The organism is Kitasatospora sp. NPDC091257, from assembly GCF_044757675.1.
Taxonomy (GTDB): domain Bacteria; phylum Actinomycetota; class Actinomycetes; order Streptomycetales; family Streptomycetaceae; genus Kitasatospora; species Kitasatospora lactacystinica.
The window spans coordinates 1-9,420 of the sequence record NZ_JBIVVI010000221.1; the positions used below are offsets into that span (position 1 = coordinate 1).

At 73.4% G+C, this 9,420-nt stretch carries 8 protein-coding genes; 5 read left to right on the plus strand and 3 right to left on the minus strand.

The window, feature by feature from the left end:
• Nucleotides 1–46 precede the first annotated feature (46 nt).
• On the plus strand, nucleotides 47–457 hold the full coding sequence (locus tag ACIQOV_RS13305; RefSeq protein WP_401048220.1) for a PTS-dependent dihydroxyacetone kinase phosphotransferase subunit DhaM: 411 nt from the start codon (nucleotides 47–49) through the stop codon (nucleotides 455–457).
• 66 nt (nucleotides 458–523) lie between these two features.
• Here the strand turns inward: ACIQOV_RS13305 and ACIQOV_RS13310 are convergent, their stop codons facing one another.
• The 3 genes from ACIQOV_RS13310 to ACIQOV_RS13320 form a co-directional block, all read right to left on the minus strand.
• Complete coding sequence (locus ACIQOV_RS13310) at nucleotides 524–1,012, minus strand: NUDIX domain-containing protein (RefSeq protein ID WP_359914604.1); 489 nt, start codon at nucleotides 1,010–1,012, stop codon at nucleotides 524–526.
• 10 nt (nucleotides 1,013–1,022) lie between these two features.
• Complete coding sequence (locus tag ACIQOV_RS13315; RefSeq protein WP_401048206.1) at nucleotides 1,023–1,574, minus strand: sugar transferase; 552 nt, start codon at nucleotides 1,572–1,574, stop codon at nucleotides 1,023–1,025.
• Nucleotides 1,575–1,858: 284 nt separating this feature from the next.
• On the minus strand, nucleotides 1,859–2,083 hold the full coding sequence (locus ACIQOV_RS13320) for a hypothetical protein (protein ID WP_359914598.1): 225 nt from the start codon (nucleotides 2,081–2,083) through the stop codon (nucleotides 1,859–1,861).
• Nucleotides 2,084–2,533: 450 nt separating this feature from the next.
• Between ACIQOV_RS13320 and ACIQOV_RS13325 the strand changes: the two genes are divergently transcribed.
• The 4 genes from ACIQOV_RS13325 to ACIQOV_RS13340 all read left to right on the plus strand — a co-directional run bounded on the left by ACIQOV_RS13325 (nucleotide 2,534) and on the right by ACIQOV_RS13340 (nucleotide 9,361).
• Nucleotides 2,534–4,426 (plus strand): polysaccharide deacetylase family protein, encoded by a 1,893-nt coding sequence (locus ACIQOV_RS13325; protein ID WP_401048209.1) that lies wholly within the window; start codon nucleotides 2,534–2,536, stop codon nucleotides 4,424–4,426.
• Between the two features lie 151 nt (nucleotides 4,427–4,577).
• Nucleotides 4,578–6,008, plus strand: a complete 1,431-nt coding sequence (locus tag ACIQOV_RS13330; RefSeq protein ID WP_401048212.1) for a TolB family protein — start codon at nucleotides 4,578–4,580, stop codon at nucleotides 6,006–6,008.
• A 201-nt stretch (nucleotides 6,009–6,209) separates the two neighbouring features.
• The gene (locus ACIQOV_RS13335) at nucleotides 6,210–7,613 is read left to right on the plus strand and encodes a hypothetical protein (protein WP_401048215.1); all 1,404 of its coding nucleotides are present in this window, start codon (nucleotides 6,210–6,212) and stop codon (nucleotides 7,611–7,613) included.
• A 164-nt stretch (nucleotides 7,614–7,777) separates the two neighbouring features.
• Nucleotides 7,778–9,361: a TolB family protein gene (locus ACIQOV_RS13340; RefSeq protein WP_401048218.1), complete on the plus strand. Its 1,584-nt coding sequence runs from the start codon at nucleotides 7,778–7,780 to the stop codon at nucleotides 9,359–9,361.
• Nucleotides 9,362–9,420 lie beyond the last annotated feature (59 nt).

Consider the following 9,420-nt stretch of genomic DNA (forward strand, 5'->3'; position numbering starts at 1 on the left):
CCCCTCGCCCACGTCGTTGCCCCGGCCGACCCCCGCCCGGCCCGCCGTGCACGGGCGGGTCGGGATCGTCCTGGTCTCGCACAGCCAGGAACTGGCCACCGCCGTACGTTCCCTCGCGCTCGCGTTGACCGGATCCGACTCCCCCGCGCCGGTCGCCGCCACCGGCGGCGACCCGTCGGACGGACCGGGCATCAGCGCCGTCCTGGTCGCCGCCGCGACCCGACGGGTGGACCAGGGCCACGGCGTGGTGGTGCTCGCCGACCTGGGCGGGGCGGTCACCACCGTCCGCGCGCTGCTGTCCGACGCGGACGAGCACGGACTGCCGTTCCCCGTCAGGTTCGCCAACGCCCCGTTCGTCGAGGGCGCGGTGGCCGCCACCGCGACCGCCACGGCGGGCGGGGACCTGGCCGCGGTGCTGGACGCGGCGGAGGAGGCCTACCGGCAGTACAAGGGCTGATCTCGCCCGGGCGGGGCCCGGTGGGTCGGGCGGGCGCGGCAGGCTCGGCGGGTGGGCCGCTCGGGCTCAGGGGCGTTCCTTGCCCTCCCAGGTGAAGACCGCCGGCCCCTCGCACTCCAGCGCGTGGCGCAGCCGTTCGTGCTCGGTTTCGATCATCGGCGGCAGCTCGTCCAGCCCGAACCAGCCGACGTCCAACGACTCGTCGTCGTTCACCCGTGCCTCGCCGCCGACCGCGCGGCAGCGGAAGGTCAGCACCAGGTACTGCGTCACATCGCCGTTCGGGTACGTGACCTGCGGCGAGACCGTGACGGAGGCGAGCAGCTCGGGCACGACCACCACCCCGGTCTCCTCCTCGCACTCGCGCACCACGCCGTCGGCGGGCTGCTCGCCCGGGTCGAGGATGCCGCCGACCGGCGCCCACCGGCCATCGTCGGCCCGGCGGGCCAGCAGCACCCGGTCGCGGTCGTCCAGCACGACGGCGACGACGGCGCTGAGCCAGAGCGGACGGGTACCCACGATGGCGCGGAGTTCGGCGAGGAAAGGGGGAATGGCCATGAACCGCAGCCTATCGGGGCGGTTCCGGGCCGACCCGGTGCGCCCGGCCGGTGTCGGGCCGCAGCAGGGCGAGCACGGTGAGCCCGAGGATGTGCAGGTCGAGCCCGAGCGAGCGGTGCTCGACGTACCAGAGATCGAGTTCGGCCCACTCGGGACGGCTGAGCGGGCGGGGCGTCCGGCCGCGGTCCAGGGCGTGCAGTTGGGCCCAGCCGGTGAGGCCGGGCCGCACCGCGAGTCGGCCGTGCTCTCGGCGGGAGTAGCCCACGACCTGGACGGGGCTGGCCGGCCGGGGACCGATCACCCCCATCTCGCCGCGCACCACGTTCCACAGCCGGGGCAGCTCGTCCAGGCCGGTGCGGCGCAACAGGGTGGTGAGCCGGCCGTCCCCGCCGCTCCGGAAGCGCAGGATCTGGAACTCGCGGCCGTGCCGTCCGGTCCGCGTCTGCCGCTGGAGCACCGGGCCACCGGCCGCGCAGCGGAGCAGGACGGCGATCAGCAGGGCCAGCGGCAGCGCGACGATCGCGGCCAGGGCGGCGACGGCGAGGTCGCCGGCGCGTCTCATGAGGTGGCCACGGCACGATCCGGTCTGCCGCCCATCGCTCCCCCTCCGCGGCGCTTCGAGTCGAGCCGGAAGAACGCATTCACAGTAGAGGCGGGATGAAGCCGTTGTCCGGGAATGGTGAAAGAAGAGGACCAGAGATTGTCAGACTGGACGATATTCAGTCGGTCTGACCAATTTCGCTCGATCTGCCGTTTCGAAATGCCGAGAGCGATCGACATAACGGGTGGGGGCGACGCCCGAACGAAACCCGCCTGCCGCACGGCCGGCACCCCGGCCGGGAGCCGTCAGAGCACGGCGCGGCGACGGTCGCGGAACACGCCGAACGCGATCCGGCCCAGCAGCAGGACGCCGGCGGCCAGACAGCCGGCCACCGCCATCGCCCAGGCCGGCCCGTCACTGTCCGGCACGAACACGGCCACGGCGATGCCGAGCACCAGGCAGGCCAGGCCCACCACGGCCAGCGGGAGCTGGTGGGTGACCAGCGCTCCGCCACTGCACGCGCGAGCCATTCGGGAGGCCCCGTGGAGATGGAAGGGGTCACGGTCCGCATCTGCCATGAGCCCAAGGTACCCCGGGACGGGGCGAGTGGCAGCCCGCAGGGAGTGAAGGGTCGAACACCCTCTGCGACCGGAGAATCCGGGCTGGTCAGGGGCCCACCGAGATCGCCGCGAGGTGTGTCCGAGACGTCGGCGCGGGCATTCCGGCTCCACAATCAGTCCACGAAAAATCCTCGTCCCCCCGGTACAACCATCGGTCCGGTACAGCGGTCTCAATGGCATTGAGTGATCCAGGAGCCGTTCGAGGGTGGGCGTGAACCCCCACCGAGAACAGGAATATCCAGGAGCGGAGCCGCCGCCCCTGGAGTCGGAGGCCGGGCTCCGTCCTCCGGCGGTACCGCCACGCCGCTCGGCGAACGAGGGGGAACCGTGCCGCAGTCCCAGTCCAGTACATCGATCTCCATGGCCCGCGCCCGGCCGGCACCCGGCCTGCGCGCGCTGCCCCCGCCCGCCGGACGGCCCGCCGACCGTCTGCACGGCGGGCTGCTCCACGGCGAACTTCTGCACGACGAGCTTCTGCACGACGAACTTCTGCACAGTGAGCTTCTGCGCAGTGAGCTTCTTCAGGGCGACCATCGACACGGCGAGCCTCGGCATCGCGAGCCTCGGCCCGGCGGGCACCGGGATGCCGGACACCGGGATGTCGGGCACCGGGACGGCGGGGGCCGTCACGGCGGGCACCGGGACGGCGGGGGCCGTCACCGGGCGGCCGGCGGCACGGAACAGCAGGACGCTCGGGGCGAATGGCTGCGGTTCGCCCCCGTCCAGCCGCTGTTCCGGGCCCTGGCCGCCCAGCGACTCGCCGTGCTCGCCTACCACGGGGTCACCGACCACCACTCCTTCGGCGCCCAGCTCGACCGGCTCCAGCGGCTCGCGACACCCGTCTCGCTCGGCGCGGTCCTCCAGGCCGTCACCGAGCGGCGGCCGCTGCCGCCCAGGAGCGTCCTGGTCACCTTCGACGACGCCGACCGGAGCGTGCTCACCCATGCCCTGCCGGCCCTCGACGCCCGGGGCATTCCGGCCACCGCGTTCGTCATCTCGGAGCTCATCGGCACCGAGCGGCCGTTCTGGTGGCACGAAGCCGACTTCCTGGCCCGGCACGGGGGCCGGGCCCGCTCGCTCGACTGCGGACACCCGTCCCAACTGCTCCGGCGACTCAAGGCCATGCCGGACCCGGACCGCCGACGCAGCCTGCACGAGCTGCGGGTCAGCGCCGACCGCCGGCCACCCCGCCAGGAGCAGCTGACCCCGGCCGACCTGCTCGCCCTGCGGGACGGGGGCGTCGCCATCGGCAACCACACCCAGGGGCACCCGTGCCTCGGACGCTGCGACGACGACACCGTGCGCACCGAGATCACCGGTGCCCACGAGGCCCTCACCCACTGGCTGGGCGAACCACCGATCGCCTTCGCCTACCCGGACGGCGGCCACGACGTCCGTGCTGAAACCGTTCTGCAGGAGCTCGGCTACCGCCTCGGCTTCCTCTCCGACCACCGCCTGGGCCCAGTCAGCACCGGGGCGGACGGCACCCCGGCCGACCACAACTCCTCCCGCCCGACGATCAGCGCCGACGGCACCGTCATCGGCTTCACCTCGCGGGCCGGCAACCTGCTCCCGGCCGACCAGACCCCGCCCTCGCTCGCCGACCAAGCCGACCGAGCCGACCGAGCCGCCGCCTCCGCGGCCGACACCGCCGACACCGCCGACACCGCCGACACCGCCGACACCGCCGAGCTGACCGGAATCCGCGCCTACCCGTACTACGTCTGGGACGCCCGCACCGGGAAGATCACCGGCGCCAGCTACGACGGGACCGGCGAGCTCATCGGCGCCGGCAACGACGGACGGATCAGCCCCTCCGGCCGCTACGCGCTCTACACGGTCTACGAGGAGGGCGGCCGGCCCGGCTCGCACGGTGTCCACCAGGACGTCTACGCCCGCGAGCTGGCCACCGGCCGGACCACCAAGGTCAACAAGCCGCTGTCCGGCAGCACCCTCGAATCCTCCTCCAACCCCGTCATGCCGCTGAACGACCGCTGGGTGTACTTCAGCTCCGACGTCGCCGACCTGGTGCCCGGCGACACGAACGGGCAGGCCGACATCTTCCGCACCGACCTGCGCAGCGGGCACACCGAGCGGGTCACCCTCACCCAGGACGGCTCGCAGAGCACCACCTCCGCCTTCTTCCCGCAGGTCGACGCCGACGACACGACCCTGCTGTTCAGCGCCGAGGACGGCAACCTGGCGCCCGTCCCCGACAGCGCCACCACGGACGTCTTCCGGCGCCGCCTGTAAGGGAATGACTCCCTTGCGGGATACGTCCGTTGACGTATTTCCGGACGGGATCACCCCCGGCCGTTGACCACCGGCCCTCCCGACGGTTGGCTCTGCGAGGGCCCGCCGCCGGGAGGGAGCGCGGCCGGGCGATCCCAGGGGAGGACGTTCCATGACCACCGCACGCACCCGCAGATGGCCGGCCCGCGCCGCCGCCGTCCTGGCCGCCACCGCCGTGGCCGCCGGAGCGGCGCTGCCCGCCGCCGAGGCCAAGCCGCCCAAGGGCGACACCGCCCGGGTCAGCGAGACCGCCAAGGGCGCCCAGCTCAACGCCTACTCGACGCCGCTCGGGCTGAGCGAGGACGGCCGCTCCGCACTCTTCACCTCCGCCGCGACCGATCTGCTGCCCGGGCCCGGCACCCCGAACACGGACGAGGTCTACGTCCGCGATCTGCGCAACGGGCACATCGAGAAGGTCAGCGTCGCCGACGACGGCTCCGCGCTGAACGCCGCCACCACCGACGCCTCGATCAGCGCCGACGGCCGGTTCGTGGTCTTCAGCACCACCGCCACCAACGTGGTACCCGGCCAGCCGAGCCACCCCAGCGACATCTTCGTCCGCGACCGCTGGACCGGCCGCACCGAGCTGGTCACCGCCGCCGCCGTGCCGAGCACCGACGGGCAGAGCGGGTTCGGGGCCGTCAGTCCCAGCATCAGCCGCGACGGCCGCTACGTCACCTACGTCTCCAACCGCAGCGACCTCGCCCCGGGCACCGTGCGGCGCGGCAGGAACAACGTCTACGTCACCGACCGCTGGACCCGCACCAGCCGGCTGGTCACCGTCGGCGCGGACGGCGAGGGTGCCGACAACGGCTCCTTCGCCCCGACGATCAGCGCGGACGGCTCCACCGTCGCCTTCACCTCCCGCGCGGGCAACCTGCTGCCGGAGCCCCCGGCCACCGACCCCGGCTCCGGCGCCGGCTCCGGCGCCGGCAGCGCCACCAACGCCGACCCCGCCGCCGACTCGCCCCAGCTGGCCGGGCCCCACTACTACCGGTGCTACGTCTGGAAGGCCGACACCGGAAAGATCATCGGCGCCAGCCTGAACGACGCCGGCGAGCTGATCGGCGTCTCCTACGACGCCCGGGTCAGCCCGGACGGCCGCTTCGCGATCTACAGCGTCCCGGTGTTCATCGGCGGCTTCCCCGGCCCGGCCCACGGCATCCGGCTGGACGTGTACGTCCACGAGCTGGCCACCGGCAAGGTCACCAAGGTCAACACCGACCTGCCGGGCACCAGCACCAGGTGGTCCTCGTCCGACGGCGTCATGACGGCCGACAGCCACTGGGTCTACTTCGACTCCAGCGCCGAAACCCTGGTCCCCGGCGACACCAACGGCGCCAGCGACATCTTCCGCCGCGACCTGTGGACCGGCCGGATCGAACGGGTCAGTCTCACCCGGGACGGCGGGCAGAGCACCTCCTCGTCCTTCAGCACGTTCGTGGACGCCACCGGCGACACGGTGCTCTTCACCGCCGACGACGGCGACCTGGTGCCGGGCGACACCAACCAGGTGCTGGACGTCTTCCTGCGCCGCCTGTGACGGCCTGACGCGCCCTGAGGCCCCGAGGCCCCGAGGCCCCGACGATCCGATGCCGTGACTCCCTTGCGGGATACGACCGGTGGCGTATTTCCGGGCGGAATCGCCACCGGTCGTTGACCGACCGTCCGCACGACGCTTGGCTCTCCCGGACCGGGCCGCGGGGGCCGTGGGCCCGGGACCGCCATCAGGGGAGGACGATCCATGACGCACGCACGCACCCGACGCCGGCTCGCCCGCACCGCCGCCGTCCTGGCCGCCACCGCCGTGGCCGCCGGAGCGGCGCTGCCCGCCGCCGAGGCCAAGCCGCCCAAGGGCGACACCGCCCGGGTCAGCGAGACCGCCAAGGGCGGGCAGATCAACGGGCGTTCGATCGCGATCGGGCTGAGCGAGGACGGCCGCTCCGCGCTGTTCACCTCGACCGCGGCCGACCTGCTGCCCGGGCCCGGCACCCCGAACTCCGAGGAGGTCTACGTCCGCGACCTGCGCAACGGACACGTCGAACGGGTCAGCGTCGCCGACGACGGCTCCCGGCTGGACGCACCCACCGCGGACGCCTCGATCAGCGCCGACGGCCGGTTCGTGGCCTTCAGCACCAGCGCCACCAACGTGGTGCCCGGCCAGCCCAGGCACTACAGCGACGTCTTCGTCCGCGACCGCTGGACCGGCCGCACCGAGCTGGTCACCGGGGGCGGGCCCAGCGACGGCGACGGCTACTCCGACACCCCGTCCCTGAGCCGGGACGGCCGCTACGTCGCCTACACCTCCAACCGCACCGACCTCGCCCCGGGCTCGGACCCGCGCCACTTCAACGTGCTCGTCACCGACCGCTGGACCGGCACCACCCGGGTGGTCACCACCGGTGCGGACGGCGGGGCCGCCAACAACACCTCCTACGGCGTGACGATCAGCGCGGACGGCGCCACCGTCGGCTTCACCTCCCGGGCGACCAACCTGCTCCCGCAGGCCCCGGCCGCCGGCCCCGATGCCGCCCCCGGCGCCGACATCGACGCCGACGCCGACGCCGACGCCGGTGCACCCGGGCTGGCCCCGGCCCGCTTCTACCCGTACTTCGTCTGGAAGGCCGACACCGGGAAGGTCTCCGGCGCCAGCGTGGACGACGAGGGCACCCTGCGCGGCGTCAGCAGGGGCTCCCGGATCAGCCCCGACGGCCGCTACGCCCTGTTCGGCCTGCCGTTCCGCGTCGGCGGGCCCGGCTCCAACCACTTCCGGTCGGACCTGTACGCCCGGGAACTGGCCACCGGCCGGCTGACGCGGCTCAACGCCTTCCTGCCCGGCACCACGACCACCGCGAGCGCCCAGGACCCCGCCATGACCTTCGACGGCCACTGGGTCTACTTCGACTCCGCCGCCGACAACCTCGTCCCCGGCGACACCAACGGCGTCAACGACGTCTTCCGCCGCGACCTGCGGACCGGCGCGATCGAACGGGTCAGCCTCACCCGGGACGGCGGGCAGAGCACCTCCGACTCCTCGGACCCGTTCGTGGACGCCGGCGGCGGGACGGTGGTCTTCACCGCCGACGACGGCGACCTGGTCCCGGGCGACACCAACGCTGCCGCGGACGTCTTCGTGCGCCACCCGTGATGATCCGAATGGCTTGATTCCCTTGCCGCATACGTCCGTTGACGTATTTTCCGCCGACATCACCGGAGGGCGTTGACCCCCCGGCCCTCCCGACGATTGGCTCTGCCGAAAGCCCGTCGCCGGGAGGGAGCCCGGCCGGGTGATCGCTGGGGAGGAACACCTTCATGACACGAACCACCCGGACGACCCGCAACCGGTGGCTGTCGGGCGGCGGCAGCGTCCTGGTCGCGGCCGCCCTGCTCGCCGTCGCCGCCGCCCCGGCCCAGGCCGGCCCGGTGCCGCGCAGCACCACCCAGGTCAGCCTCGGGCCGAACGGCGCGGCGCCCGACAACCAGTCGACGGCCCAGGGCATCAGCGCGAACGGCCGCTACGCCCTGTTCACCTCCCGGGCCACGAACCTGCTGCCCCACCCCTCGGTGGGCTGGAGCAACGCCTATGTGAAGGACCTGCGCACCGGCCGCCTCGAACAGGTCAACCTGTCCGACGCGGGCGGGGCGCTGAGCGGCTCGACCGACCAGGCCGGGATCAGCGCCGACGGCCGCTACGTCGTCTTCGAGAGCGAGGACGAGAACGTGGCGCCCGGCGCGCAGGTCAAGAACCGCACCGAGGTGTACATCAGGGACCGCAGGACCGGCCGCACCGAGCTGGTCAGCAGCAGCCCCACCAACACCGACACCGACCAGTACCACTCCTCGTACAACGCGCAGGTCAGCGGCAACGGCCGGTACGTGGTCTACGTGTCCTCCCGGACCGACCTGGACCCGACCGTCGTGGACCCCGAGCCGGAGCCCACCCCCGAGCCCTCGCTCGCCCGGCCCTACACCTGGAAGATCAACGTCTACCTCACCGACCGCTGGACCCACACCACCCGGCTGGTCTCCCACGACGTGAACGGCAAGCCGGGCGAGAGCACGTCCTTCCGACCGACGATCAGCGCGGACGGCCGCACCATCGGCTTCGGCTCCATCTCCAGCCTGCTGCCGGACGAGCAGGCCCCCGGCCTCGCCGCCGCGACCGCCGCGGCGGCGGCCTCGGCCTCCGCCCCCGCCTCCACCGACGTGGAGCTCACCCCGAGCGCCGCCGAGGCCGCGCGCCGCAGCGTCCCGCAGTCCGCGGCGCAGCCGAGCCTGGCCCGCCCGACCGCCGCCCCCTACTACACCTACGACGTCCGCTCCCGGACGCTCACACCGGTGAGCGCGGGCCTCGACGGCACGATCGGCAGCTCCAGCTTCGAGGCGACGATCAGCCCCGACGGGCGGCGCGCGATCTACACCCTGTCCGAGCCCGGCGGCTCGACCGGCGGCCACCGCTACCACACCGTGCTCCACGTGCGGGACCTGCGGACCGGCACCGTGACGAAGGTCAGCGGCGGCCTGCCCGGCACCAGCTCGGTCGGCTCCTCCGACCACGGCTCGATCACCGCCGACAACCGCTGGATCTACTTCGAGTCCGCCGCCGACAACCTGGTGGCCGGCCCCCAGCACCCGGGCTGGGACGTCTACCGCCAGGACCTGCGCACCGGCCGCACCGAGCGGGTCGCCGCCGCGCCGGACGGCTCGCTCGGCAACGGCTCGTCGACGCAGCCGTTCGTCTCCGCCTCGGGGAACACCGTGGTGTTCGACTCGACCAGCGGCAACCTGGTCACCGGCGGCACCGGCCCGGCGGTCGAGAACGGCCAGGTCTTCGCCAAGCCCGCCGGGTTCCACCGGAGCGGCGGCGACGACCAGGGCGAGAACGAGGACGACTGACCGGCAGCCGTCCTCCGGGAACCACGACGGGGGCGGGACGTCGGCGGGGCCGGCGTCCC

Excerpts from the sequence above, each read along its gene's own strand:
- ACIQOV_RS13330 (WP_401048212.1), top strand. The coding sequence starts at position 4,578 with ATGACCACCGCACGCACCCGCAGATGGCCGGCCCGCGCCGCCGCCGTC.
- ACIQOV_RS13315 (WP_401048206.1), bottom strand. The coding sequence starts at position 1,574 with ATGAGACGCGCCGGCGACCTCGCCGTCGCCGCCCTGGCCGCGATCGTC.
- ACIQOV_RS13310 (WP_359914604.1), bottom strand. The coding sequence starts at position 1,012 with ATGGCCATTCCCCCTTTCCTCGCCGAACTCCGCGCCATCGTGGGTACC.
- ACIQOV_RS13335 (WP_401048215.1), top strand. The coding sequence starts at position 6,210 with ATGACGCACGCACGCACCCGACGCCGGCTCGCCCGCACCGCCGCCGTC.
- ACIQOV_RS13340 (WP_401048218.1), top strand. The coding sequence starts at position 7,778 with ATGACACGAACCACCCGGACGACCCGCAACCGGTGGCTGTCGGGCGGC.
- ACIQOV_RS13320 (WP_359914598.1), bottom strand. The coding sequence starts at position 2,083 with ATGGCTCGCGCGTGCAGTGGCGGAGCGCTGGTCACCCACCAGCTCCCG.
- ACIQOV_RS13325 (WP_401048209.1), top strand. The coding sequence starts at position 2,534 with ATGGCCCGCGCCCGGCCGGCACCCGGCCTGCGCGCGCTGCCCCCGCCC.